We start from the raw sequence: 22,603 nt of genomic DNA on the forward strand, positions 1-22,603 counted from the left end.
AGGCTATATCTTAGGTTATTGATTTTCAATAAGAAGCTTATATATTTTTTCCAGATCGTCGATATTGCGTACACGGATAAGCAAGCGTCGTTGTTCTAATTGCATCACCAGTACGCCGTCCTCCGATAAATTCATCTCTTTAATACGGTTATATTCTATCCAGACATTGGCGAAGAAAAAGCCACGTTGTTTAAAGATGATCCGTGGCGTGCGGATCCAGAATATATAAAACCCCATTAACGCCAGCGCACTTAATAACCATGTGGTCATCTGCGCTCCGTGGCTGGTTACGTTGTTATAAATAAGGATGGCGACCAGCCCAACGAAGATAACGCTGTCTACGCGACCACGGCGAAGCAGGGCTATAGAAAGCAGAGTGGGGCCATTGCGACGGGGCATGATGAACTGATCGTAGAGAGCGTAAGCCAATAATGCGGCAATAAAGAGAATCAGCACCAGGTCCGTGATAGTCATTTATCCTCCAGAGAAATAAAAAAACGGGGCCGTTTGGCCCCGGTAGTGTACAACAGCCTTATTGGCCCAGCAGTCCTACGGAGTAGCCGGCGATACCGATGACGAAGAAGCCCACGATAATCCACAGCGGGTTAACTTTCTTACGCAGCAGCCACATACAGGCAAAGGTCAACAGTAGCGGAACCAGCCCCGGCATCAGCTGGTCGAGAATGGTTTGCACGGTGGTAACGCGTGTCTGACCATCCTGACCGGTGATGGTGGAGACCACCAGCGGGATATTCACATGCGTCCACTTGTTAACCAATGCCCCCATGACAAACAGGCCGAGGATTGACGCCCCCTCAGTCAGTTTTTGCAGGAAGCCGCCGCCCATGTCTTTAACGATATCGACGCCTTTGCGGTAGCCATAAGCCACGCCATAATAACGGGTCGCCAGACGCACCAGGTTAAACAGGATGAAAAACAGCAGCGGACCAAGCAGGCTGCCGCTCATCGCAATACCTGCGCCCAGCGCCGCGAATACCGGACGGACGGTACCCCAGAAGATAGGGTCGCCGACGCCTGCCAGCGGTCCCATCAGACCGACTTTGATACCGTTGATAGCGCCATCGTCAATCTCTGCGCCGTTCGCACGCTTTTCTTCCATTGCCAGGGTCACGCCCAGTACCGGCGCCGCAACGTAAGGATGAGTGTTAAAGAACTCCAGGTGACGTTTAATCGCCTGTTTACGCGCGTCATTATTCTCCGGATACAGGCGACGAATCGCCGGCACCATAGAGAAGCAGAAGCCCAGCGCTTGCATACGTTCGAAGTTCCATGACCCCTGGAACAGGTTAGAACGAAGAAATACGCCGCGAATATCGCTCGGAGTGAGTTTTTTCTCGGTGGTAGTTTTAGTCATATCAACCATTTCGCTCACCTGTTAGTCCAGTTCGTTGTCGAGATCGTTATTGCCAGCAGCCGCTGCAGGCGCGCCTGCTACACGGTTGTATTTCGGGCTCAGCTGGATGTAAAGAATAGCCATCACTGCGCCGATGACACCCAGTGCGACCAGGTTGAAGTTTGTGAAAGCCGCGGTGACGAAACCGAGGTAGAAGAACGGCATCAGGTAGCCTGCGCGCATCATGTTGATAACCATCGCATAACCAACCACGACGATCATGCCGCCAGCGATGTTCAGACCGCCTGTGACGACTTCAGGAATCGCATTCAGCATTCCCTGTACTTCGCTGGTGCCTACGGAGATGGCAACGATAACCGCCGGGATAGCGATACGCATTGCCTGCAGGAACAGAGAAGAAACGTGCAGCCAGGAGAGCGCCGTCAGGTTGCCGTTTTCAGCCGCCTTGTCCGCCGCGTGCTGGAATGCCACGGTGATGGTACGAACGATAATGGTCAGTACCTGGCCTGCCGCCGCCAGCGGAATCGCCAGCGCGATACCGGCGCCAATGCTTTGATGCCCGGCGATGACCAGAACGGTAGAGATGATGGACGCCAGTGCGGCATCAGGCGCAACGGCAGCACCGATGTTCATCCAGCCCAGAGCGATCATTTCCAGAGTACCGCCGATGATAATACCGGTTTTCATGTCCCCCAGAACGGCGCCGATTAAGGTACAGGCGATCAGCGGACGGTGGAACTGAAATTCATCAAGTACCGACTCCATACCTGCGATACATGCGACGATGAACACCAGCACAATCTGAAGAGTGGTAATCTCCATTGTACTTCTCCTATTGCTATCTTAAGTGTGAAAGCTAATTAAATGCCGGCGGTTATTTCGCCACTTTGGCAATTAAATCCATCATTTTCAGTTTCGGATCGGTGGAAACTTTACGCACCTCAAGCTCGATGCCGCGCTCGTTGAGCTTTTTAAAGGCTTCGATATCCTTTTCATCGACGGAAACGGCGTTGTTCACCTGCGTTTTACCTTGACGATAGGCCATACCGCCAATGTTCACGGAAGTGACTTTCACGCCGCCCTCAACGATGCGCTCGACGTCGGTAGGATTGGTAAACAGAAGCATCACGCGTTCACCGGCGTATTTCGGGTTATTGTAGACGCGAATCATCTTCGCGACGTCAACCACATGCGCCGTAACGCCCGGCGGCGCAACTTGCGTCAGCAGCGTTTTACGTACGGTATCCGCCGCGACTTCATCGCTCACAACAATAATACGGCTGACATTGGTCTCTTTGGTCCAGCGGGTAGCGACCTGACCGTGAATGAGGCGGTCATCAATACGGGCAAGCCCGATAACCATATAATCATTCGGGCCCATCGGTTTTGCCGGCGTGGCCGCTTTTGGCGCGGCGGCGACTGGCGCTGGCGCGGCTTTTTCTACCGGTTTCGCTTTCAGCGCTTTTACGCCTTCACGACCGGTTTCTACCGCCAGTGCGACCAGCTCGTCAAAGCTCGGATCGTCGTCACGAGCCATAAACGTTTCGACCAGCATCGGGATGTTGACGCCGGCAATAACTTCATAGCGCTCTTTATCGACGACAATGCGGCTGGCAGCATTAAACGGACTGCCTCCCCATGTATCAACGAGAAATAGCACGCCTTTACTGGTATCGAGTTTAGCCAACTGAGCGTTGTACTTTTCGATCAGCGTTTCGGCATTTTCGCCTGGAACGAAATCGATCCAGCCGACGTTTTCCTGCTCGCCTAACAGCATTTCGGCTGTTTTAAGTAACTGCTCTGCAGCCCAACCATGTGTGCCTATAACAATAGCAATGGTCACTTGCTACCTCCTTTATTATTGTCAACACATCAACTTGACAGATGTATTTTTTGAATCGCCGTCCGCAAGCGAATCGATTCAGATGAGGGTTACAACGAAAAACGCATGATTTTCGTGAATTATTTTAGATATCGAAAAAAATATTTTGTGTGATGGAGATCCGTAATTTTGTTTTCGATAATGAGAAATTTCGAAGTGTAAAATATCCTGGTTACATCTCTTTGCAAAGGAAGGTAAATCTTTGCCAAAAACCAGTTGTCTCTGTTATGTTTAGCTTCCGTTTAATTAGAATGGGGTATAGGGCAGCAGCCCGTTGTATGGATCGTCACCGACGTCATTTCACTCTTTGGCCGTTTTGCGCCTGTCAATCTGGCATATCTTGCCATAGCCTTACTTTGTTTATTGCGTTACCGCCTGCATCCTTTGAGATGTTGTGGGCGCCGTTTAGTCATTCCTTAAGCAGGAGCTTGTCATGGAATTATTAATGGATCCCTCAATTTGGGTGGGTTTACTCACGCTCGTCGTCCTGGAAATTGTCCTGGGTATCGATAACCTGGTCTTTATCGCGATCCTCGCCGATAAATTGCCGCCAAAGCAGCGTGACAAAGCGCGTCTTATCGGGCTCTCGCTGGCGCTGATTATGCGTCTGGCGCTGCTGTCCATTATTTCGTGGCTGGTGACCTTAACAAAGCCACTCTTTACCGTCTGGGATTTTACCTTCTCCGGCCGCGATTTAATTATGCTGCTGGGCGGTATATTCCTGCTGTTTAAAGCGACCACCGAGCTGCATGAACGTCTGGAAAACCGCGAGCATGACACCGGACACGGTAAAGGCTATGCGAGCTTCTGGGTGGTAGTCACGCAGATTGTCATCCTGGATGCGGTCTTCTCGCTGGACGCCGTGATTACGGCGGTAGGTATGGTAAACCATCTGCCGGTTATGATGGCGGCGGTGGTGATTGCGATGGCGGTGATGCTACTGGCGTCAAAACCGCTGACCCGTTTTGTCAACCAGCATCCGACGGTGGTGGTGCTCTGTCTGAGCTTCCTGCTGATGATCGGCCTGAGCCTGGTGGCGGAAGGGTTTGGTTTCCATATTCCGAAAGGCTACCTGTACGCGGCAATTGGTTTCTCGATCGTTATCGAGGTGTTTAACCAGATTGCGCGCCGCAACTTTATTCGTCATCAGTCCACGTTGCCGCTGCGCGCGCGTACTGCGGACGCTATCCTGCGTCTGATGGGCGGTAAACGTCAGGCGAGTACACAACATGAGACGGATAGCCCGGCCGCGATATCGGTGTCGGAAGGCGCCTTCGCCGAAGAAGAACGCTACATGATTAACGGCGTACTGACTCTGGCGTCGCGCTCCCTGCGCGGCATTATGACGCCGCGAGGCGAAATTAGTTGGGTGGATGCGAATCTCAGCGTAGCTGAAATCCGTCAGCAGTTACTCTCTTCTCCGCATAGCCTGTTCCCGGTATGTCGGGGCGAGCTGGATGAAATTATCGGTATCGTTCGCGCGAAAGAGTTGCTGGTGGCGCTGGAAGAGGGCGCGGACGTTGCGGCTATCGCCGCGTCTTCCCCGGCGATAGTGGTGCCGGAAACGCTTGATCCTATCAATCTGTTAGGCGTTTTGCGTCGTGCGCGCGGCAGTTTCGTTATCGTCACTAACGAGTTCGGCGTGGTGCAGGGGCTGGTTACGCCGCTGGATGTGCTGGAAGCGATTGCCGGTGAGTTCCCGGATGCCGATGAAACGCCGGAAATCGTTGCCGATGCCGAGGGCTGGATAGTGAAGGGCGGCACCGATCTCCATGCGCTACAGCAGGCGCTGGAAGTTGACCATCTGGTGAACGAAGAGGGCGATATTGCGACGGTCGCGGGGTTAGTGATCGCCGCTAATGGCCATATTCCTCGTGTTGGCGATGTCATTGATGTTCCGCCCCTGCGGATCACCATTGTCGAGGCCAACGACTATCGTGTCGATCTGGTTCGGATTGTTAAAGAACAGCCTGCCCACGACGAAGAGGAATAACGTCACACGCAGGAACCAAGTCTATAGATGCGGCATCGCGGACATAATCTGTCCGTTATGCCGGGCGGGCGGCGGCGCGCTGCCCGCCAGCCACTGTGGAAATTCGCTAATGGGCATCGGCTTCGCATAGAGATAGCCCTGTAACATTTGCACGCCATGCTGGCGCAAATGCTGTGCCTGCGTCTGGTTTTCGACCCCTTCCGCCACCAGTTCAATATTCAGTCTCTGCCCTAGCGCGATAATAATATCGGTCACCGTTGAATTGACCGCATCGGTACCGATGGCCGCGGTGAAGGATTTATCGATTTTCAAAATATCCGGCCGCAGTTTTTCCAGCCAGGAGAGCGAGCTGTTTCCTGTGCCAAAATCATCGATGGCTAACTTCACGCCTTTACGATGCAGTTCGCGCATCAGGCGGTAATCAACGTCAAGCAACGCGTCGCGTTCCGTGAGCTCCAGCACCAGTTGCTGAACAGGTTCCGCACTAAACCAGTACTGATTAAGATCCTTGAGAAGCACGCCGTGTCGGAAATGGCTTGCCGCCACATTGATGCCGATATGAAACTGATGGTTGATGGGGAAGTAGTGCCGCTGCCGAATGGTTTCCGCAATCACATAGCGGGTCAGCGGCGCTATCAGGTTATGCTCCTCGGCGATAGGAATAAAAACATCCGGTGAGATCCAGCCCTGGCGCGGGTTATTCCAGCGTAACAGGATCTCAACGCCGGTACACTGCTGCGTGCGGGCATTAAGCAACGGCTGACAAAATAGCTCAAACTCCCGTTCGGCAAGGGCCAGATTAATCTCCCAGGAAAAGCTCATTCTGCTGGCCGTTGCCAGCCAGGCGATATAACCGATCAACAGGCTAAGCAATACGGCCAGCGGTAACTGCGTCGGGAGATGTTTGAACGCCAGTACGCCTGCCGACGGCCCGCTGACGCTGATAGTAAAAGGGAAATGCCGCGATGAAAGCTGGTAACGCTCTTCATCTTTTTTTAATTCCGGAAGAGTATCGACCACGCCCCGACCATATAACAGGTGCCGTTTGCCGACCGTCAGGCTGGCGCTGGTAATTTGCGGCTGCTGCGGCTCAAGTAGCATAGTCGCCAGCAAGTCAATATTCACAATTTCCATCACGCCATCCTGGCCATCGGCAGAGGCGGGATACCACTGAATGAGGATCGGGCTTCTCTTGAGTAACGATTGGTCCGTGGAAAGTAGCAGCAGATCGCCAGCTGCGGGAAGATCGGGCTGAAGCTGGCGTATGGGAGTGTTACGGGCGCCAAAAATGCTTGAGCAGTAGAGAATTCCCTCTTTTACCAGCCCGATAGAACGAATGGTTTGCAGGCGGGCGGCTTGCTTACGCAACGGCAAATGCGCGGTCGCGCACGGAAGCTCAAGTAAGGGTAGCAGTATGTTTCGTCCGACCAGGAGAGGATGCAGCACATTATCCAGCGCATCAACGGCATGATTCGCGAATGCAACCGTGCGATGGTGATTTAAGTTCCGCTCCGAAATAAATCGGATGCTCAGCGTAAGAATGAGCGTGACCAGTGCACAAATCGTGCAAACAATGAAACGATTACGGCGATAATGATTGATGATCCGTTGTGCTGTTTGCATGCGGGCCGCCCAATAAGCGTTGGCGACAAAAGCCAACCGCGACACAGCAAGTGTAGTGGGGAAACGTGGAGTCGACGAGGAAGAGATAAAAATTTCGCCCATCCGTAGCAGATGGGCGAAGGGAGGGGAAACGGCGTTTAATCACACTGGACTTTAATGGCCAACCCGCCGCGCGATGTTTCGCGGTATTTTGCGTTCATGTCTTTTCCGGTCTCGTACATCGTTTCGATGACTTTATCCAGCGAGACGCGCGGCGCGCTGGTTCGACGCATAGCCATACGCGCAGCATTGATCGCTTTAACTGAAGCAATGGCGTTACGCTCGATACACGGTACCTGCACCTGACCGGCAACCGGGTCGCAGGTCAGCCCCAGGTTATGCTCCATGCCGATTTCAGCGGCAACGCAAACCTGTTCCGGGCTGGCGCCCAACAGTTCAGCAAGGCCTGCCGCCGCCATCGAACAGGCGACCCCGACTTCACCCTGACAGCCGACTTCCGCGCCGGAAATAGACGCGTTCATCTTATACAGCGCGCCAATAGCGCCTGCCGCCAGGAAGTAGCGGGTGTAAATATCCGGGCTGACAGACTCAATAAAATGGTCGTAGTAAGCCAGTACCGCAGGAACGATGCCGCATGCGCCGTTGGTTGGCGCCGTCACGACGCGACCGCCTGCGGCGTTCTCTTCGTTCACCGCCAGAGCAAACATGTTCACCCAGTCAATGACGTTCATCGGATCGTTGGAAAGCTTATCGCTGGAAACCAGCATACGACGCAGCGCAGAGGCGCGACGCGGTACGCGCAGCGGCCCCGGCAGAACGCCTTCGGTATTCATACCGCGATCAATACAGGCCTGCATGGTCTGCCAGACGTGACCGAAATACTCTTCAATCTCTTTCTTGCTATGTAGCGCCAGTTCGTTTTGCATCACCATGCCGGAGAGTGAAAGGCCGGTGCTGTTGCAATACTCCAGCATTTCTTTCGCCGATTTAAACGGATAAGGTACAGTAACCTCATTCGTCGCTTCCTGGCCGAAATGCGCTTCATCAACGATAAAGCCGCCGCCGATGGAATAGTACGTCTTGCTATAAATGACCGTGTCGTTATGCCAGGCGTGGATCTGCATCCCGTTTTCATGCAGCGGCAAATTGCCGTTGTGAAAACGCATTCCGTCATCTTTCGGGAAGTCGACTTCGTGACGTCCCTGGGCCAGTAACAGACGCCCGCGCGTTTCGACGTCGCGAATAAAACCGGGGATACTATCAATATCCACGGTAGCGGGTTCATTACCCGCCAGACCCATAATAATGGCGATATCGGTATGGTGACCTTTCCCCGTCAGCGACAGCGAGCCGTAGACATCGACAGCGACGCGGGTAACGTTATCCAGTAATCCTTTTTCGACCAGGTCATCGACGAACTGTTTACCGGCCTTCATCGGGCCAACAGTGTGGGAAGAGGAGGGGCCAATCCCTACCTTAAACATGTCGAATAGGCTAATCACGATAATACTCCTGACAGGGCAACCGGGGCTTCCGGTTACGATGTTATAACTGCGCATAGTGTAAGAGGGAACGCTGGCATCAGCTTAACTATTCACATGAATTAAACTAATGAATAACCGCGTTTTTACTAATATTGCGACAGTAATCTCAAGTCGTGTCTTGCGCACGTAAAGTTAAGTATATACACGTTGCCCTTCAGGCTGCCTCTTTGGGGGAGGCGATTGTTACCGCCTTGAGGCAACGTGAATGGCGTTGTGTACAGTCAGGGCTTCACTCCGATTTGCAGCGCCAGCTCACGAAGAATGTTTGCGGTCATGCCCCAGACGAAATAATGCTCATACCAGGAGAGCCATACGCGGTGCGAATTGCCGCGACGGTAAACATCAAGCGGATGATATCGACCCAGTTGCAACGCTTGCGCCAGCGGCATTTCAAACACCGCAGACACTTCGTCTTCACTGGCGCGCCAGGGGAGATTTGGCGGAATAATGCCGACCACCGGGGTGACCTGAAAACCGGTCACGCTGTCTACCGGCGGTAAAACGCCAATCACTTCCACGGCTTGCGGCGGGATGGCGACTTCCTCCTGCGCTTCGCGAAGCGCTGCGGCGATAAGCGAAGCATCGGTACTGTCCACGGCCCCGCCGGGAAAGGCGACCTGTCCGGCGTGTTTGCGCAAATGAATAGCCCGCTGGGTCAACAGCAGCCCCGGCTGGGGGCGGCGAACCACAGGGATCAGTACGGCGGCCTGACGTTGATTCAACGTTTCATGAGTCATCTGCGGGCGCAAAAGCTGAAAGCGCGATAAGAAATGATCGAGCGTCAGACGGCTGGTATCCACGTATTAGTTCTCCAGTGGGTGCAGGATACGATTAACTTTATCAAAAGTTTCCTGATATTCCGCTTCTTCGTTGCTATCGGCCACGATACCGCCGCCGGCTGAGCAATAGAGTTGGCCCTGCGTTGCCGTGACGGTGCGGATAGTAATACTGGTATCCATCTTGCCGCAGAAACTCAGATAACCGATGCTACCGCACCAGGCGTTGCGTCGCTGCGGCTCCAGTTCGTCGATAATTTCCATCGCCCGCACTTTAGGCGCGCCGGTAATAGAGCCGCCGGGGAAAGCCGCGCGCAGCAGGTCGGTAGCATGAAGCGAGTCCGGTAAACGGGCGGTAATGGTGCTAACCAGATGGTGAACGGCAGGAAATGGTTCGACGACGAACAGTTCTGGCACTTTCACCGAACCCGGTACGGCGACCCGGCCAATATCGTTACGCATCAAATCGACGATCATCAAATTTTCAGCGCGATCTTTTATTGAGTTGGCCAGTTTCTGCGCCTGCTGACGATCCGCCTGCGGATCGTTAAGCCGTGGAAGCGTACCTTTGATCGGGCGCGTCTGGATATGACCATTCTCCAGTTGGATAAAACGCTCGGGAGAAAGGCTCAATATGGCGCCGTCATGTAAACGAAGAAAGGCGCTAAACGGGGCGCGATTGGCGCGGTTAAGGCGTTCGAAAGCCTGCCATTCATCACCCTCGTAGCTCGCCTGAAAACGCTGGGAAAGATTGACCTGATAGCAGTCCCCGCTGTGCAGCCAGGCCTGCACCTGACGAAACTTTTCGCCATACTCGCAACGCGTCATATTGGATTGCCAGGCCGAGGTAAGCCTGAAGGGCGTGCGGGTCGGCGCGAGCTGGCTGGTGAGCCAGCGATATCGGGCGTCTGCATCGTGATAGCTTATCAGCGACACTACCTGTTTATGGTGATCGACAATCAGCGCCCAGTCGTAAAGGCCAATCGCCATATCGGGTAAAACGATATCGCGCGCAGCAGTATCGGGCAGAATTTCGAAACGCCGCCCTAAATCATAACCAAACAGACCCAGCGCGCCGCCCTGAAAGGGTAAGTCAGGGTCAGGCTGAGGATGAAAAGGCAGCGCCTCCAGTTGAGTCTGCAAAACGTGTAACGGATCGTCGAGAGTGACGGTAGTCGTGCGCGCAGTACATACCGTGGTTTCCTGGGCGCGCGTGGTCAGTGTGGTGACAGGATCGGCGACCAGAATATCAAAGCGGTTATAGGGATGAATAGCATCACCTGAATGCAGCAGCATCGCCCAGGGCAAATGGTTTACGGGCGCAAAATAGTGTTCAGCGGCGTCCGGACGCCAGGGTAAGGTGATAACAGTGGGAGATAACGTCTTCATCATTCCTGACTCGTTACAACACTACTGGCTTACCGCCGGGTAGCGTGAAATAATTAGCGCTAATAATTTAGCAGGAGTTAATCATGTTTGCAGGTTTACCTTCACTCAGTCATGAACAACAGCAAAAAGCCGTAGAACGTATCCAGGAATTGATGTCGCAAGGTATGAGCAGCGGAGAAGCGATTGCCCAGGTGGCGGGCGAACTTCGCGCCAACCATACCGGCGAACGGATAGTGGCGCGTTTTGAGGATGAAGACGAATAACCGGCTTATACCGCCGCGACAATCTTAATCTCAACTTTATATTTCGGGTTCATCAACCCGGCCTGTACGGTACAGCGTACCGGCGCATGGCCTGCGACGACCCACGCATCCCACGCCTTATTCATGGCGGCAAAATCCGCTTTATCGCTCAGGAAAATAGTGGCATCCAGAATACGTGACTTACTGGAGCCCTGTTTTTCCAGCACCGCATCAATTTGCGCCAGAGTATTCGCCGTTTGCTCAAAAGCATCGGCGTCCAGGTTTTCCGGCACGCCGGTATACCACAGCGTATTATTGTAGATCACCACGTCTGACCAACGATCTTCGGCATCAATACGCACGATAGACATTACTTATTCCTCATTTGCTTTCCATTTGAATGGCTCAAGACTGCCACAATGTGGCGCCGCCGTCACCTCTGTAACTGGCGTAAGCCTTTCTACCCTGACATAATCCCCTGTGCAAATTAACAGGGGGCAGTGTGACGGACGATTTTGCAGCAGATGGCCAACTGGCCAAAGCGATAACCGGTTTTAAACCGCGCGAACCACAGCGACAAATGGCGGTTGCCGTAACACAAGCGATTGAAAATGCGCAGCCTCTGGTTGTTGAAGCCGGCACCGGAACCGGGAAGACCTATGCTTACCTCGCTCCGGCGTTGCGCGCCGGGAAAAAAGTTATTATTTCGACCGGGTCGAAAGCGTTGCAGGATCAACTCTACAGCCGCGATCTGCCGACGGTAGCAAAAGCGTTGGCGTTTACCGGTAAGACGGCCCTGTTGAAAGGACGTTCAAACTACCTCTGCCTGGAGCGTCTGGAACAACAAGCGCTGGCGGGCGGCGATTTACCGGTACAAACGTTAAGCGACGTGATATTGCTGCGCTCCTGGTCAAATCAGACGCGGGATGGCGATATCAGCACCTGCGTCAGCGTGGCGGAAGATTCCCAGGCCTGGCCGCTGGTCACCAGTACCAACGACAACTGCCTTGGCAGCGATTGCCCGCTCTATAAAGAGTGCTTTGTGGTGAAAGCGCGTAAAAAGGCGATGGACGCGGATGTGGTGATTGTAAACCACCACCTTTTTCTTGCGGATATGGTGGTTAAAGAGAGCGGGTTTGGCGAACTTATCCCTCAGGCTGAAGTAATGATCTTCGATGAAGCCCACCAACTGCCTGACATCGCCAGCCAGTATTTCGGACAATCGCTCTCCAGCCGTCAGTTGCTGGATTTAGCAAAAGACATCACCATCGCCTACCGGACGGAACTGAAAGACACTCAACAGTTGCAAAAATGCGCCGATCGCCTTGCCCAGAGCGCCCAGGATTTTCGTCTGCAACTGGGGGAGCCCGGCTACCGGGGAAATTTGCGTGAATTGTTAGCCGACTCACGTATCCAACGGGCATTTTTACTGCTGGATGATACGCTGGAGCTTTGTTACGACGTGGCAAAGCTGTCGCTGGGCCGTTCGGCGCTGCTGGATGCGGCTTTTGAACGCGCCACGCTATACCGTTCACGGCTGAAACGCTTAAAAGAGATCAATCAGCCGGGATACAGCTACTGGTATGAGTGCACCTCGCGCCATTTCACCCTGGCGCTGACGCCGCTCACCGTGGCGGATAAATTCAAAGAGGTGATGGAACAGAAGCCCGGTAGCTGGATTTTTACCTCGGCCACGTTGTCGGTAAATGATGATCTTCACCACTTTACCGCCCGTCTGGGAATTGAACAGGCAGAATCCATGCTGCTGCCCAGCCCATTCGACTATACGCGCCAGGCGTTACTCTGCGTACCGCGTAACCTACCGCAAACCAACCAGCCCGGCGCGGCGCGACAGTTGGCGGCTATGCTCAGGCCGATTATCGAAGCCAATAACGGGCGATGTTTTATGCTGTGCACCTCACACGCCATGATGCGCGATCTGGCGGAGCAGTTTCGCGCCACCATGACGCTGCCAGTGTTGTTGCAAGGGGAAACCAGTAAAGGCCAACTGTTACAGCAATTTGTTAGCGCCGGCAACGCGCTGCTCGTCGCCACCAGCAGCTTCTGGGAAGGGGTGGACGTGCGCGGCGATACGTTATCGTTGGTGATTATCGACAAATTGCCGTTTACCTCCCCGGACGACCCGCTGTTAAAAGCGCGAATGGAAGACTGTCGTTTGCGCGGCGGCGATCCGTTTGATGAGGTTCAACTGCCCGACGCGGTGATTACACTGAAGCAGGGGGTGGGGCGGCTGATTCGCGATGCGGACGATCGCGGGGTGTTAGTGATTTGTGATAACCGGCTGGTGATGCGGCCCTATGGCGCCACGTTTCTCGCCAGCCTGCCTCCTGCGCCGCGCACGCGTGATATCGCCCGTGCCGTTCGCTTTCTTGCGATTCCATCCGCCGAGTAATTTGTTACGGAGTATGGTAAGATGCGCGCTATTTTATTGATCTAAGCACGAAACCTCATGCGAATTCTGGCTATCGATACCGCCACAGAGGCCTGTTCTGTCGCCCTGTGGAACAACGGTACTATCAATGCTCACTTTGAGCTTTGTCCACGAGAACACACTCAACGTATCCTGCCCATGGTGCAGGAGATTCTGGCCGCCAGCGGCGTCTCGCTCAATGAGATAGATGCGCTGGCGTTTGGGCGCGGCCCGGGCAGCTTTACCGGCGTGCGTATCGGCATTGGTATTGCGCAAGGGCTGGCGTTAGGGGCAAATCTGCCGATGATCGGTGTTTCGACGCTTGCCACGATGGCGCAGGGCGCGTGGCGTAAAACCGGCGCGACCCGCGTACTCGCCGCGATTGACGCGCGGATGGGCGAAGTGTACTGGGCGGAATACCAGCGTGATGCGCAGGGCGTCTGGCAGGGCGAAGAGACGGAAGCGGTGCTGAAACCGGAACGGGTCGGTGAGCGGTTGAAACAGCTTTCCGGCGAGTGGGCGACCGTAGGAACGGGTTGGTCCGCATGGCCCGATCTGGCGAAGGAGTGCGGCCTGACGCTTCATGATGGGGAGGTGTCGCTCCCGGCAGCGGAAGATATGTTGCCCATCGCCAGTCAAAAGCTGGCGGCAGGAGAGACCGTTGCCGTGGAACATGCCGAGCCGGTTTATTTGCGTAACGAAGTGGCGTGGAAGAAACTTCCCGGCAAAGAATGACTCTCACTACTATTACCCCCCATACTTTATGCTGTGGGGTGGAATAGAGGTCGAGAAAAAGGAGTCGCATCATGGCGGTTCAAAAACGGTTAATAAAAGGGGCGCTGGCGTGCGCTTTTGCGCTTATGCTGAGTGGTTGCGTGACTATCCCGGATGCCATTAAAGGTTCGAGTCCGACGCCGCAGCAGGATTTGGTGCGGGTGATGAATGCGCCACAGCTCTATATCGGGCAAGAGGCGCGTTTCGGCGGTAAAGTTGTGGCGGTACAAAATCAGCAGGGAAAAACCCGGCTTGAAATCGCGACCGTACCGCTCGATAGCGGCGCGCGTCCTGTTCTGGGCGAAGCCTCGCGCGGCAGAATTTTTGCCGATGTGAACGGTTTTCTGGACCCGGTGGACTTCCGTGGCCAGTTAGTTACCGTTGTCGGCCCGATAACCGGCACGGTTGACGGTAAAATCGGCAATACGCCGTATAAATTTATGCTGATGCAGGTTACCGGCTATAAACGCTGGCATCTTGTTCAGCAGGTCGTCATGCCTCCACAGCCGATCGATCCGTGGTTTTATGGCGGACGCGCCTGGCCTTATGGCTATGGCGGTTGGGGATGGTATAACCCTGGACCCGCAGAGGTTCAGACGATAGTAACAGAGTAACCCTTTGTTTTATCAATAAAAGAAACAGCGGCTGGTCCGCTGTTTCTGCATTCATAGAGACATAATAAAAATAAATAGTGACGCGCTTCGCAACCTTTCAGTTGCGTAATTAATAAACTGGTACGCTGAGTTAATATAATGTTAACGACTTGTTTATTAACTGGGGTTGTGATGACGACGAACACTCATTTTAGAGGTGATGCATTGAAGAAGGTTTGGCTTAACCGTTATCCTGCTGATGTTCCGGCGGAGATCAACCCTGACCGTTATCAATCCCTGGTTGAACTGTTTGAACATGCGGCGACGCGCTATGCCGATCAGCCTGCGTTCGTCAATATGGGGGAGGTAATGACCTTCCGCAAATTAGAAGAACGTAGTCGGGCATTTGCGGCTTATTTACAACAAGGGCTGGGACTCAAAAAAGGCGACCGTGTGGCGCTGATGATGCCAAACCTGTTGCAATATCCTGTCGCGCTATTTGGTATTTTACGCGCCGGCATGATTGTGGTGAACGTTAACCCGCTTTACACGCCGCGCGAACTTGAGCATCAGCTTAACGATAGCGGCGCGGCGGCAATTATTATTGTTTCTAACTTTGCCCATACGCTGGAAAAAGTGGTCGAGAAAACGTCAGTACAGCACGTTATTCTGACGCGGATGGGCGACCAGCTTTCTACCGCCAAAGGTACGGTTGTCAACTTTGTCGTGAAATACATCAAGCGTCTGGTGCCAAAATACCACTTGCCAGATGCGATCTCGTTTCGCAGCGCGCTACAGCATGGCTACCGTATGCAGTATGTCAAACCCGAGGTTGTCGCTGAAGATCTGGCTTTCCTGCAATATACCGGCGGTACGACGGGCGTGGCGAAAGGCGCGATGTTGACCCACCGCAATATGCTGGCGAATCTGGAGCAGGTGAAAGCGACCTATGGGCCGCTGCTGCACCCGGGGAAAGAGCTGGTAGTGACCGCGCTGCCGCTGTATCACATTTTTGCCTTAACCATGAACTGTCTGCTTTTTATCGAGCTGGGTGGGCAAAACCTGCTGATTACCAATCCGCGTGATATCCCCGGCCTGGTCAAGGAGCTGGCGAAATATCCATTTACGGCGATGACTGGCGTTAATACGCTATTCAACGCTCTGCTCAATAATAAAGAGTTTCAACAGCTGGATTTTTCTTCGCTGCATCTGTCAGCCGGCGGCGGGATGCCGGTACAAAATGTCGTTGCGGAACGTTGGGTAAAGCTGACCGGGCAATACCTGCTGGAAGGCTACGGGCTGACCGAGTGCGCCCCGCTGGTGAGCGTCAACCCGCATGATATTGATTATCACAGCGGCAGTATCGGCCTGCCAGTACCGTCAACAGAAGCCAAACTGGTGGATGACGATGACAACGAAGTCGCGCCGGGTGAGGCCGGAGAGCTTTGCGTGAAAGGCCCGCAGGTTATGCTGGGATACTGGCAGCGTCCTGACGCGACGGATGAAATCATTAAAGATGGCTGGCTGCATACGGGCGATATTGCGGTTATGGATGAAGACGGCTTTCTGCGGATTGTCGATCGTAAGAAAGATATGATTCTGGTTTCTGGTTTCAACGTTTATCCAAACGAAATTGAAGATGTGGTGATGCAGCATTCTGGCGTGCAGGAAGTCGCGGCGGTTGGCGTGCCTTCCGGTAGTAGCGGCGAAGCGGTGAAGCTTTTTGTGGTTAAGAAAGATCCGGCATTGACTGACGATGCGTTGATCACCTTCTGCCGTCGCCATCTGACCGGATATAAGGTGCCCAAACAGGTCGAGTTTCGCGAGGAATTACCAAAATCTAACGTTGGGAAAATTTTACGACGAGAACTGCGTGACGAAGCCCGTGGCAAAGTAGACAATAAAGCCTGAGCGTTAAGTCAGCTAACGAGAGACGCCGGTTAAGCCGGCGTTTTTTTTGGCGCGAACCAAAGAGAACACGATTTGAATTACCAAATGATTGAAACGGACGATGCGCTGGCGAGCCTGTGTGAGGCTGTCCGCGCATGTCCGGCTATTGCTTTAGATACGGAATTTGTCCGTACCCGCACCTATTACCCGCAGTTAGGATTGATCCAGTTATTTGACGGGGCAAATGTCGCCCTGATCGATCCGCTCGGCATCAGCGACTGGTCGCCGTTAAAAGCGGTGTTGCGCGATACGGGAATCACCAAATTTCTGCACGCGGGTAGCGAAGATCTGGAAGTATTTCTGAATGCGTTTGGCGAACTGCCGGAACCCCTGATTGATACGCAAATCCTGGCGGCGTTTTGCGGGCGCCCGCTGTCGTGGGGGTTTGCGGCGATGGTAGAAGAGTATACGGGCGTGGCGCTGGATAAAAGCGAGTCTCGTACCGACTGGCTAGCCCGGCCTTTAAGCGAACGTCAGTGTGAATACGCGGCGGCGGATGTCTGGTATCTGTTACCGATCGCCAAAAAGCTGATGATTGAAACTGAAGCCGCAGGATGGCTGCCTGCCGCGCTTGATGAATGCCGATTGATGCAGCAGCGTCGTCAGGAGATTCAGGCGCCGGAAGAGGCATGGCGGGATATCACTAATGCCTGGCAACTGCGTACCCGCCAGTTAGCCTGTCTGCAACTTTTAGCTGACTGGCGGCTGCGTAAGGCGCGTGAGCGCGATATGGCGGTGAACTTTGTTGTGCGTGAAGAAAACCTGTGGGCGGTCGCGCGTTATATGCCGGGCAGTCTCGGTGAGCTGGATAGCCTGGGGCTTTCCGGCAGCGAGATTCGTTTTCACGGCAAGACGTTGATATCGCTGGTGGCGAAAGCACAGGCGTTACCGGAAGAGGCATTGCCGGAGCCCCTGTTGAATCTGATGGACATGCCGGGCTATCGCAAAGCGTTTAAGGCCATCAAAGCGCTGGTGGCGGAGGTGAGCGCGTCGCATCACGTCAGCGGCGAGCTACTGGCATCGCGTCGGCAGATTAATCAGTTGCTTAACTGGCACTGGAAATTAAAACCGCAAAATGGGCAACCGGAATTGATTTCCGGCTGGCGCGCCGAACTGATGGCGGAGAAGTTAACTCTTCTGTTGCAGGAGTATCCGCGTTAACGACGGTAATTGCCGGGAAAACGGCCAGTGAAATAAATGTCCGTATTCGGAATAATGTAAAAAAATAAAAAAGGCAGATTCTTCTGCCTTTTTTAATCCAGGAATTTTCCCATAAAAGAGCTTATTTTGACTCTTCGGCTTCCGGCAGCGTTACGTTAAGTTCAAGGATGGAGATATCACCATCTTTTTGCTCAAGCTGGACGGTAACCATTTCCGGATCGATTTGTACGTATTTACAAATGACCTCAAGAATATCTTTACGTAACTGCGGTAAATAATGCGGTTCGGCATCGCTACGGCGACGTTCCGCGACAATGATTTGCAACCGCTCTTTTGCAATATTAGCGGTACTCTTTTTCCGCGAGAGAAAAAAATCCAGTAATGCCATAATTTATCCTCCGAACAGGCGTTTGAGGAAACCTTTCTTCTCTTCTTCAATGAAGCGGAAAGGACGTTCTTCTCCCAACAGACGATCTACGGTATCTGCATAGGCTTTACCCGCATCCGCAGTGGCGTCAAGAATCACCGGTTCGCCCTGGTTCGATGCGCGCAGTACGGATTGATCTTCCGGGATCACACCGACGAGTTTAATACGCAGAATCTCCAGTACATCTTCCATGCTGAGCATGTCGCCTTTATTGACGCGGCCTGGATTGTAGCGCGTCAACAGGAGATGTTCTTTAATCGGTTCTTCGCCATTTTCTGCGCGACGAGATTTCGATGCCAGAATACCCAGAATACGGTCCGAGTCACGGACAGAAGAGACTTCCGGGTTGGTCGTGATGATCGCTTCATCGGCAAAATAGAGCGCCATCAGCGCCCCGGTTTCGATACCCGCCGGCGAGTCGCAAACAATGAACTCAAAGTCCATTGCTTTCAGTGAGTCCAGTACCTTAGCGACGCCTTCGCGCGTTAGCGCGTCTTTATCCCGGGTCTGCGACGCCGGAAGAATGAAGAGATTTTCAGTACGCTTATCTTTGATCAGCGCCTGATTCAGTGTCGCATCGCCCTGAATGACGTTTACAAAATCGTAAACGACACGACGTTCGCACCCCATAATCAGATCGAGGTTACGCAGTCCGATATCAAAATCAATGACGACAGTTTTCTTTCCCTTCTGGGCCAAACCTGTAGCGATGGCCGCGCTGGAGGTGGTCTTGCCAACGCCCCCTTTACCCGAAGTAACAACAATAATGCGTGCCATAAAAATTCCTTGTTAAAAAGGGATCAATTCAACGGTTGAACTGTCAAAGCGTTGTCTGCTAAACGCAGGCGCGCCGCTTTGCCATAAAATTCTGCCGGGATTTTATCACTCAGCCAGTAAACACCTGCGATAGAGACCAGTTCTGCCGTCAGATGGGTACAAAAAATTTGCGCTTCCCGATCGCCGCTCGCTCCTGCCAGCGCGCGACCTCTCATCATGCCATAGACATGGATATTGCCGTCAGCGATAAGCTCTGCGCCAGCGCTGACGTGACTTGTAACAATCAGATCACATTGTGGAGCATAAATGCGCTGACCGGAACGAACCGGAACATCAATTAATCGCGTTTTTGTGATGGGATTAGCGTTTTGCGGCGGTTCGCTGGGCGTTGCCGGCTCAACGGGCGCAGGCCGAACCGCTTTCTCTTTACCTTCAGTCAGTAAAGGAAGACCCATCCGATCGATTTCTACTTTCAGGCTGGCGTCTTTACAGCCGCTCACGCCGATAATGCGTAAGCCGGTTGAGGTCACGATCTTATGCAGTTCCGGCCAGTTTACCGGGCTTTCAAGACCGCTAACGTTAATAACGACAGGGGCGTGTTTTAAAAACGCAGGAGCCTGCGCTATTTTGTCTTCTAACGCCTGACGAATAACCTCTGGTTCCGCTTCATGCAAATGAACCACTGATAAGGTGAAGCTACTGCCTTTAAGCTCGATTGGCGTGTTTGACATCCTGGCCTTACTCAATTTGCTATTTATCATCTCCGATACGGAGTGATATTCCGAAGTCCAGAAGGCATGTTATAGTCAGTATTATATTGAGGCAAGTCACCATCCCGTTAATTCAGAGTAAAAGTATGTTTTGTGTGATCTATAGAAGTAGCAAGCGCGATCAAACCTATTTGTATGTCGAAAAAAAAGACGATTTTTCGCGGGTGCCTGAAGCGTTGATGAAAGGATTCGGTCAGCCGCAGTTAGCGATGATGCTGCCGCTTGATGGACGTAAAAAATTAGTCAATGCCGAGCTCGAAAAAGTAAAACAGGCGTTAAGCGAGCAGGGCTATTATTTACAATTGCCGCCGCCGCCGGAAGATTTGCTGAAACAACATCTTTCTTCGGTGGGACAAAATACGTCGCACGCTGACCGTTAAACGGTATTCGGCGCCGCGCCTGAATTCCATCATGATCTTAGGGGAAAATATGTATCAACATCGTAACTGGCAAGGTGCCTTGCTTGATTACCCGGTAAGTAAAGTGGTCTGCGTGGGCAGTAATTACGCAAATCACATCAAGGAGATGGGCAGCGCGACGCCGGAAGAACCCGTGCTTTTTATCAAGCCGGAAACCGCATTGTGTGATATTCGCCAGCCGCTGGCGATTCCGGCGGATATGGGCGCTGTTCATCATGAAGTTGAGCTTGCTGTGCTGATTGGCGCAACGCTCCGCCAGGCGACCGAAGATCATGTACGTAAAGCGATAGCTGGTTATGGCGTGGCGCTTGATTTAACCCTGCGCGATATTCAAGGGAAAATGAAAAAGGCCGGACAGCCCTGGGAAAAAGCCAAAGGTTTTGATAACGCATGTCCGATTTCAGGCTTCATCCCTGTCGCGGCCTTCTGCGGCGATCCGCAAAATACGGTTATCGGACTTAACGTTAATGGCGAGGTTCGCCAGCAAGGGTCGACCGCGGATATGATTCATCCTATTGTGCCCCTTATCGCCTATATGAGCCGCTATTTTACGCTCAAAGCCGGGGACGTGGTGCTAACCGGCACGCCGGCAGGCGTGGGGCCATTATTAAGCGGCGATGAGCTGGACATTCGTTTTAATGGCGAAACGTTGTCTACCCGCGTTCTGTAAAATCTGCTTGCCGCCTTCAGCGGCGGTAAAACTTGCATCTGCAGGCCAGACTGGTTATAAGGTGCAGCTTTAGTGCAATGGCGGATACTTTAATGAGCGATACACCTTTCTGGCAACGTAAAACCCTGGATGAAATGACCGATGCCGAGTGGGAGTCGCTGTGCGATGGCTGCGGTCAATGCTGCCTGCATAAGCTGATGGATGAAGATACAGATGAAATCTACTTCACCAACGTGGCGTGCAGGCAATTAAATATCAAAACGTGCCAGTGCCGTCATTATGAACGCCGTTTTGAATTTGAACCCGACTGTATCAAACTCACTCGCGAAAACTTGCCAGACTTTGAATGGTTGCCGATGACCTGCGCCTACCGTTTGTTGGCGGAAGGTAAGCCCTTGCCGACGTGGCATCCGCTGCTGACTGGATCGAAAGCCGCTATGCATGGCGAGCGAATTTCTGTCCGTCATATCGCGGTTAAAGAATCCGAAGTACGGGACTGGCAGGATCATATTTTAAATAAACCGTCGTGGGCAGAATAAGTCTTCGGCAAAACGGCTGATTGTTTACAATTCTTTAATTTACGCCGGGCGGCCCCTGAAATCAGGAATTGCGTGCAAATTCCGTCACCTGGCGTTATCACTGCCTTCTATTCTTCCCTGACGCGCCTTGTCGCTGCGCTCGCGCACGTATGGCGGCGACTCTATACTTTCAAAGCAGTATATCGCTGCCTATCCTGAGGAGTTACCCCATGAATAACCAACCGTTGCGCGTTTCAAAGGATCAGCCCAGGAAGCCTGATAAGACACCCGAAGACGAAGGAAAAAATCCAAAGAAAAACCAAAAGTAGTGCTGTAGGGTATCTTTAATAACTATGGTTCGTTGGAGGCTTTATGTCTGAACGTCCTGATTTAGTCGATCCATTACCAGAGGATGAGCCGCTTCCTGGTGAAAATATTCCGGATACACCAGAGGGAGACGATCCTCTCGACCCGGATACCCAGAATGAGGTTGAAGATCCTCGTAGATAGCGTCTTGTGCTATTAACCAACCGCCTGATGCACCGTCTGTGCCAGGCGGTTTTTTGCATCTTCTAAAGCGAAACATCCTGATAATCCTCAGAAAGATAGCCTATAATTTTTTGTACGTTAAAATAGTAGCGCGTCCATGACGACACTGTCTTATTTGCGCTTAGCCGTTTGCGAGCTCAAAGGAGGAAATCAATGAACAGCGAAGAGTTGACACATAAAGCAGAAGAGGAAATCGCGGCACTCATTAGCAAAAAGGTTGCCGAACTACGGAAGAAAACCGGGCAAGAGGTTTCCGAAATAGAGTTCGCGCCGCGAGAAACGATGAAAGGGCTTGAGGGATACCACGTTAAAATTAAACTACTCTAGCGTTTAATTAGCGCCATCAATTACCTGGCTACTGGACGGGACGCCGCCCAGTGGTGACTGGTTTACCGATGTCAGGCTTTTTTCTGTTGATACATTTCCTCGCCCTGATGGTCTTCCTCTACCCAAAAATGAATGTTGAACCGCGCATCATCGCTCAGCTCTACCCGATGCCAGTATTGCGGCGGACTGGTGGCGAATTGCCCGGCATTAATCACCACTTTCACTTCGGGTTCTGTCGCGGTTTCATTCGCAAAGCCATAGTAGGTCACGGTGCCTTCCATCACGCAGAGTTGTCCGAAAACGCCTGCCGCTGTGTTGTGATGAGAGAGCAGTGCCGCCGGAACATTTTCTTTGGTGAAAAAGGGGGTAGAGCGTTTAACTTTCCAGTTTGCCGGGATGCGTAAGTGGGACAT

The 22,603-nt window shown here is 52.9% G+C and carries 26 protein-coding genes; 13 read left to right on the forward strand and 13 right to left on the reverse strand.

All coding sequences use genetic code 11. The features are described from left to right. Window positions 1-15 precede the first annotated feature (15 nt). The 4 genes from LDB27_RS09480 to manX are packed head-to-tail and all read right to left on the reverse strand — an operon-like array spanning window position 16 to window position 3,218. Complete coding sequence (locus LDB27_RS09480) at window positions 16-474, reverse strand: DUF986 family protein (RefSeq protein ID WP_000156280.1); 459 nt, start codon at window positions 472-474, stop codon at window positions 16-18. A gap of 58 nt (window positions 475-532) precedes the next feature. Then, window positions 533-1,384, reverse strand: coding sequence for a PTS mannose transporter subunit IID (locus LDB27_RS09485; RefSeq protein WP_001518647.1), 852 nt, complete (start codon window positions 1,382-1,384; stop codon window positions 533-535). Window positions 1,385-1,396: 12 nt separating this feature from the next. Then, window positions 1,397-2,197 carry a PTS mannose transporter subunit IIC gene (gene manY, locus LDB27_RS09490; RefSeq protein WP_000406918.1) on the reverse strand — a complete coding sequence of 267 codons (801 nt, stop codon included), beginning with the start codon at window positions 2,195-2,197 and terminating at the stop codon, window positions 1,397-1,399. Window positions 2,198-2,249: 52 nt separating this feature from the next. Next, entirely contained in the window at window positions 2,250-3,218 is a 969-nt protein-coding gene (gene manX / locus LDB27_RS09495) for a PTS mannose transporter subunit IIAB (RefSeq protein WP_000150523.1), read from the reverse strand. Window positions 3,219-3,535: 317 nt separating this feature from the next. On the opposite strand from manX, the gene LDB27_RS23940 reads away from it, so the two are divergent. Next, window positions 3,536-3,703, forward strand: coding sequence for a protein YoaL (locus LDB27_RS23940; RefSeq protein ID WP_370739650.1), 168 nt, complete (start codon window positions 3,536-3,538; stop codon window positions 3,701-3,703). Then, on the forward strand, window positions 3,691-5,250 hold the full coding sequence (gene yoaE / locus LDB27_RS09500) for a CNNM family cation transport protein YoaE (protein WP_000421815.1): 1,560 nt from the start codon (window positions 3,691-3,693) through the stop codon (window positions 5,248-5,250). The genes LDB27_RS23940 and yoaE overlap by 13 nt, the downstream gene beginning before the upstream one ends. 21 nt (window positions 5,251-5,271) lie before the next feature. On the opposite strand, the gene LDB27_RS09505 is transcribed toward yoaE, so the two are convergent. From LDB27_RS09505 to pabB, 4 genes are all read right to left on the reverse strand, one after another. Then, window positions 5,272-6,873, reverse strand: coding sequence for an EAL domain-containing protein (locus tag LDB27_RS09505; RefSeq protein ID WP_225519942.1), 1,602 nt, complete (start codon window positions 6,871-6,873; stop codon window positions 5,272-5,274). Between the two features lie 137 nt (window positions 6,874-7,010). Continuing rightward, window positions 7,011-8,375, reverse strand: a complete 1,365-nt coding sequence (gene sdaA / locus LDB27_RS09510) for an L-serine ammonia-lyase (RefSeq protein ID WP_001530748.1) — start codon at window positions 8,373-8,375, stop codon at window positions 7,011-7,013. 263 nt (window positions 8,376-8,638) lie between these two features. After that, window positions 8,639-9,217 carry a CoA pyrophosphatase gene (locus LDB27_RS09515; protein WP_000381544.1) on the reverse strand — a complete coding sequence of 193 codons (579 nt, stop codon included), beginning with the start codon at window positions 9,215-9,217 and terminating at the stop codon, window positions 8,639-8,641. 3 nt (window positions 9,218-9,220) lie between these two features. After that, window positions 9,221-10,585 carry an aminodeoxychorismate synthase component 1 gene (pabB, locus tag LDB27_RS09520; RefSeq protein ID WP_000978466.1) on the reverse strand — a complete coding sequence of 455 codons (1,365 nt, stop codon included), beginning with the start codon at window positions 10,583-10,585 and terminating at the stop codon, window positions 9,221-9,223. A gap of 80 nt (window positions 10,586-10,665) precedes the next feature. Between pabB and LDB27_RS09525 the strand changes: the two genes are divergently transcribed. Next, the gene (locus LDB27_RS09525; RefSeq protein ID WP_000457328.1) at window positions 10,666-10,845 is read left to right on the forward strand and encodes a YoaH family protein; all 180 of its coding nucleotides are present in this window, start codon (window positions 10,666-10,668) and stop codon (window positions 10,843-10,845) included. 5 nt (window positions 10,846-10,850) lie between these two features. On the opposite strand, the gene LDB27_RS09530 is transcribed toward LDB27_RS09525, so the two are convergent. Next, window positions 10,851-11,195 (reverse strand): RidA family protein, encoded by a 345-nt coding sequence (locus LDB27_RS09530; protein ID WP_000029550.1) that lies wholly within the window; start codon window positions 11,193-11,195, stop codon window positions 10,851-10,853. A 131-nt stretch (window positions 11,196-11,326) separates the two neighbouring features. Between LDB27_RS09530 and LDB27_RS09535 the strand changes: the two genes are divergently transcribed. From LDB27_RS09535 to rnd, 5 genes are all read left to right on the forward strand, one after another. Beyond that, window positions 11,327-13,237, forward strand: a complete 1,911-nt coding sequence (locus LDB27_RS09535; protein ID WP_000128807.1) for an ATP-dependent DNA helicase — start codon at window positions 11,327-11,329, stop codon at window positions 13,235-13,237. Between the two features lie 57 nt (window positions 13,238-13,294). After that, window positions 13,295-13,990 carry a tRNA (adenosine(37)-N6)-threonylcarbamoyltransferase complex dimerization subunit type 1 TsaB gene (tsaB, locus tag LDB27_RS09540; protein ID WP_001221017.1) on the forward strand — a complete coding sequence of 232 codons (696 nt, stop codon included), beginning with the start codon at window positions 13,295-13,297 and terminating at the stop codon, window positions 13,988-13,990. Between the two features lie 71 nt (window positions 13,991-14,061). Next, window positions 14,062-14,643 carry a Slp family lipoprotein gene (locus tag LDB27_RS09545; RefSeq protein WP_000290595.1) on the forward strand — a complete coding sequence of 194 codons (582 nt, stop codon included), beginning with the start codon at window positions 14,062-14,064 and terminating at the stop codon, window positions 14,641-14,643. A gap of 204 nt (window positions 14,644-14,847) precedes the next feature. Next, on the forward strand, window positions 14,848-16,533 hold the full coding sequence (gene fadD, locus LDB27_RS09550) for a long-chain-fatty-acid--CoA ligase FadD (protein WP_000758418.1): 1,686 nt from the start codon (window positions 14,848-14,850) through the stop codon (window positions 16,531-16,533). Between the two features lie 72 nt (window positions 16,534-16,605). Next, window positions 16,606-17,733, forward strand: a complete 1,128-nt coding sequence (rnd, locus tag LDB27_RS09555) for a ribonuclease D (RefSeq protein ID WP_001109124.1) — start codon at window positions 16,606-16,608, stop codon at window positions 17,731-17,733. A gap of 121 nt (window positions 17,734-17,854) precedes the next feature. Here the strand turns inward: rnd and minE are convergent, their stop codons facing one another. The 3 genes from minE to minC are packed head-to-tail and all read right to left on the reverse strand — an operon-like array spanning window position 17,855 to window position 19,668. Further along, on the reverse strand, window positions 17,855-18,121 hold the full coding sequence (gene minE, locus LDB27_RS09560) for a cell division topological specificity factor MinE (protein ID WP_001185666.1): 267 nt from the start codon (window positions 18,119-18,121) through the stop codon (window positions 17,855-17,857). Between the two features lie 3 nt (window positions 18,122-18,124). Then, on the reverse strand, window positions 18,125-18,937 hold the full coding sequence (gene minD / locus LDB27_RS09565) for a septum site-determining protein MinD (protein WP_000101047.1): 813 nt from the start codon (window positions 18,935-18,937) through the stop codon (window positions 18,125-18,127). A 23-nt stretch (window positions 18,938-18,960) separates the two neighbouring features. Further along, a complete protein-coding gene (gene minC, locus LDB27_RS09570) occupies window positions 18,961-19,668 on the reverse strand; it encodes a septum site-determining protein MinC (RefSeq protein WP_000072527.1) in 708 nt (235 codons plus the stop codon). 125 nt (window positions 19,669-19,793) lie between these two features. On the opposite strand from minC, the gene LDB27_RS09575 reads away from it, so the two are divergent. From LDB27_RS09575 to LDB27_RS09595, 5 genes are all read left to right on the forward strand, one after another. After that, window positions 19,794-20,087, forward strand: coding sequence for a YcgL domain-containing protein (locus tag LDB27_RS09575; protein WP_001537109.1), 294 nt, complete (start codon window positions 19,794-19,796; stop codon window positions 20,085-20,087). Between the two features lie 49 nt (window positions 20,088-20,136). Further along, window positions 20,137-20,796 (forward strand): fumarylacetoacetate hydrolase family protein, encoded by a 660-nt coding sequence (locus LDB27_RS09580; RefSeq protein WP_001519895.1) that lies wholly within the window; start codon window positions 20,137-20,139, stop codon window positions 20,794-20,796. 92 nt (window positions 20,797-20,888) lie between these two features. Next, entirely contained in the window at window positions 20,889-21,335 is a 447-nt protein-coding gene (locus tag LDB27_RS09585) for a YcgN family cysteine cluster protein (RefSeq protein ID WP_001285703.1), read from the forward strand. Window positions 21,336-21,686: 351 nt separating this feature from the next. Beyond that, window positions 21,687-21,824, forward strand: a complete 138-nt coding sequence (locus LDB27_RS09590; RefSeq protein ID WP_001519337.1) for a hypothetical protein — start codon at window positions 21,687-21,689, stop codon at window positions 21,822-21,824. A 192-nt stretch (window positions 21,825-22,016) separates the two neighbouring features. Further along, on the forward strand, window positions 22,017-22,190 hold the full coding sequence (locus LDB27_RS09595; protein ID WP_001083582.1) for a GnsA/GnsB family addiction module toxin: 174 nt from the start codon (window positions 22,017-22,019) through the stop codon (window positions 22,188-22,190). A gap of 71 nt (window positions 22,191-22,261) precedes the next feature. On the opposite strand, the gene LDB27_RS09600 is transcribed toward LDB27_RS09595, so the two are convergent. Continuing rightward, on the reverse strand, window positions 22,262-22,603 hold the full coding sequence (locus LDB27_RS09600) for a DUF1971 domain-containing protein (protein ID WP_000018967.1): 342 nt from the start codon (window positions 22,601-22,603) through the stop codon (window positions 22,262-22,264).

The organism is Salmonella sp. JXY0409-18 (genome assembly GCF_020268625.1).
In the GTDB taxonomy this organism is placed as follows: domain Bacteria; phylum Pseudomonadota; class Gammaproteobacteria; order Enterobacterales; family Enterobacteriaceae; genus Salmonella; species Salmonella enterica.

Bases quoted from the DNA above. Each gene is read 5' to 3' on its own strand.
- LDB27_RS09530 (WP_000029550.1), bottom strand. From the start codon at position 11,195: ATGTCTATCGTGCGTATTGATGCCGAAGATCGTTGGTCAGACGTGGTG.
- LDB27_RS09595 (WP_001083582.1), top strand. From the start codon at position 22,017: ATGAACAGCGAAGAGTTGACACATAAAGCAGAAGAGGAAATCGCGGCA.
- LDB27_RS09575 (WP_001537109.1), top strand. From the start codon at position 19,794: ATGTTTTGTGTGATCTATAGAAGTAGCAAGCGCGATCAAACCTATTTG.
- LDB27_RS09480 (WP_000156280.1), bottom strand. From the start codon at position 474: ATGACTATCACGGACCTGGTGCTGATTCTCTTTATTGCCGCATTATTG.
- tsaB (WP_001221017.1), top strand. From the start codon at position 13,295: ATGCGAATTCTGGCTATCGATACCGCCACAGAGGCCTGTTCTGTCGCC.
- minE (WP_001185666.1), bottom strand. From the start codon at position 18,121: ATGGCATTACTGGATTTTTTTCTCTCGCGGAAAAAGAGTACCGCTAAT.
- LDB27_RS09580 (WP_001519895.1), top strand. From the start codon at position 20,137: ATGTATCAACATCGTAACTGGCAAGGTGCCTTGCTTGATTACCCGGTA.
- LDB27_RS09525 (WP_000457328.1), top strand. From the start codon at position 10,666: ATGTTTGCAGGTTTACCTTCACTCAGTCATGAACAACAGCAAAAAGCC.
- LDB27_RS09485 (WP_001518647.1), bottom strand. From the start codon at position 1,384: ATGGTTGATATGACTAAAACTACCACCGAGAAAAAACTCACTCCGAGC.
- pabB (WP_000978466.1), bottom strand. From the start codon at position 10,585: ATGATGAAGACGTTATCTCCCACTGTTATCACCTTACCCTGGCGTCCG.
- yoaE (WP_000421815.1), top strand. From the start codon at position 3,691: ATGGAATTATTAATGGATCCCTCAATTTGGGTGGGTTTACTCACGCTC.
- LDB27_RS09585 (WP_001285703.1), top strand. From the start codon at position 20,889: ATGAGCGATACACCTTTCTGGCAACGTAAAACCCTGGATGAAATGACC.
- LDB27_RS09545 (WP_000290595.1), top strand. From the start codon at position 14,062: ATGGCGGTTCAAAAACGGTTAATAAAAGGGGCGCTGGCGTGCGCTTTT.
- LDB27_RS09505 (WP_225519942.1), bottom strand. From the start codon at position 6,873: ATGCAAACAGCACAACGGATCATCAATCATTATCGCCGTAATCGTTTC.
- manY (WP_000406918.1), bottom strand. From the start codon at position 2,197: ATGGAGATTACCACTCTTCAGATTGTGCTGGTGTTCATCGTCGCATGT.
- LDB27_RS09590 (WP_001519337.1), top strand. From the start codon at position 21,687: ATGTCTGAACGTCCTGATTTAGTCGATCCATTACCAGAGGATGAGCCG.
- minC (WP_000072527.1), bottom strand. From the start codon at position 19,668: ATGTCAAACACGCCAATCGAGCTTAAAGGCAGTAGCTTCACCTTATCA.
- LDB27_RS23940 (WP_370739650.1), top strand. From the start codon at position 3,536: ATGGATCGTCACCGACGTCATTTCACTCTTTGGCCGTTTTGCGCCTGT.
- LDB27_RS09600 (WP_000018967.1), bottom strand. From the start codon at position 22,603: ATGTCCCACTTACGCATCCCGGCAAACTGGAAAGTTAAACGCTCTACC.
- minD (WP_000101047.1), bottom strand. From the start codon at position 18,937: ATGGCACGCATTATTGTTGTTACTTCGGGTAAAGGGGGCGTTGGCAAG.